Here is a 1,327-nt window from a genome sequence, read left to right as displayed (position 1 = left end):
AATACACTAAACCAACACTGGGAAAGGAGGGATGTCATGTCTAATAAGTTTAGAGCCACCTTAAGGGGGGCTAATGAAGTGCCTCCTGTCAGAACAAATGCGACGGGAACAGCCGAATTTCGTTACCGTCCAACGAGCCAACAATTAAGCTTTGAACTGACTGTACGCAATATCTCACGGGTAACCGAAGCGCATATTCATCTGGGACGAAGAGGTGAAAATGGCCCTGTTGTTGCTACACTGTTTGGTCCTTCGAAGTTTGGGATAACCGTTAGAAGAGGCGTCGTTAGCGGCGTGCTCCGTGCATGTGATCTTACCGGTCCGCTCAGAGGCAGCACCATTTATGATTTGGTGTGCCAAATTAGAGAGGGCAATGCCTACGTCAATGTCCACACCATCCGTCATCCGAACGGTGCCATTCGTGGACAAATTAGACGCGCACCTATCAAACGCTGCAAATAACGAATGATCATGAGTATAAAAAAGAACTTCCATGTCACTCATTTTGAGGCTATGGAAGTTCTTTTCTTAATTCAGGATTTTGCAAAATTCGATTCCAGTCGCTCCGAAGTGCATATATAGACGGACTAAACCATTTCAATCTATATCTTGTTCATTGGAAGTCGCTTATGAACTTCTTAACAAAAGTTAAGAAGTTCATAAGCGTTTCTTAAGCCCTTCCCTTCAGGGTTGTTAAGAACTTTATCTTTTAATAGAAAGAGTTCAACAAGATACAGTTCACTCCTGAAAGGAAATGAAGCTTATGAAGCCTAAGACCAAAGAAAAAATTCCCGAATTGCAGTTGGTCAGAGCCATGGCGATTTTAGCCGTCTTGATGGTACATGCCACTTCTTATGCAACGGTTCAGCTTACAAATTCCAGTCTTTATGTTGTATACAATGCGCTCAATGTGTTGATGAAGTATGGAACCCCCGTATTTATCGCGCTTAGCAGCATGGTACTGTTCTACAACTACAAGGATCGTCCGATGGGACGACAGCTCTTAAGCCGCTTTTATAAGCAGAGGTTGCTGTACATCCTCTTACCTTACGTCATGTTCTCTCTATTTTATTTCATCCTGTCCCTTATGGCTGGCAGCTCCGAACCATGGAATATAATCACACTTGCGAAAAGCTTTGCTCTGAAGCTGGCCACAGGCAAAGCGTATACTCATTTATATTATATTTTTATCATGATGCAATTCTATCTTGCATTTCCATTCGTACTGTGGCTGTTCCAGCGTTGTCAGCAACTTCCACAATGGTCTATTGTCCTTGGGCTCTTGGTACAGTGGTCATTTGTTATTGGAAATAAATTTCTATTTCAG

2 protein-coding genes are annotated in these 1,327 nt (G+C 42.7%); both read left to right on the top strand.

The window, feature by feature from the left end; all coding sequences use genetic code 11:
- Positions 1 to 36 precede the first annotated feature (36 nt).
- Complete coding sequence (locus tag GRP75_RS27130; RefSeq protein ID WP_160790912.1) at positions 37 to 462, top strand: CHRD domain-containing protein; 426 nt, start codon at positions 37 to 39, stop codon at positions 460 to 462.
- Positions 463 to 763: 301 nt separating this feature from the next.
- The coding region (locus tag GRP75_RS27125; RefSeq protein ID WP_160790911.1) for an acyltransferase at positions 764 to 1,327 on the top strand (564 nt) is incomplete at its 3' end.

Origin of the sequence: Paenibacillus sp. OT2-17 (assembly GCF_009827695.1) — a bacterium.
Classification (GTDB): domain Bacteria; phylum Bacillota; class Bacilli; order Paenibacillales; family Paenibacillaceae; genus Paenibacillus; species Paenibacillus polymyxa_B.
Note: the sequence above shows the minus strand (reverse complement) of the source record. Positions and strands in the feature narration are given on the sequence as shown.

Bases quoted from the DNA above. Each gene is read 5' to 3' on its own strand.
- GRP75_RS27130 (WP_160790912.1), top strand. From the start codon at position 37: ATGTCTAATAAGTTTAGAGCCACCTTAAGGGGGGCTAATGAAGTGCCT.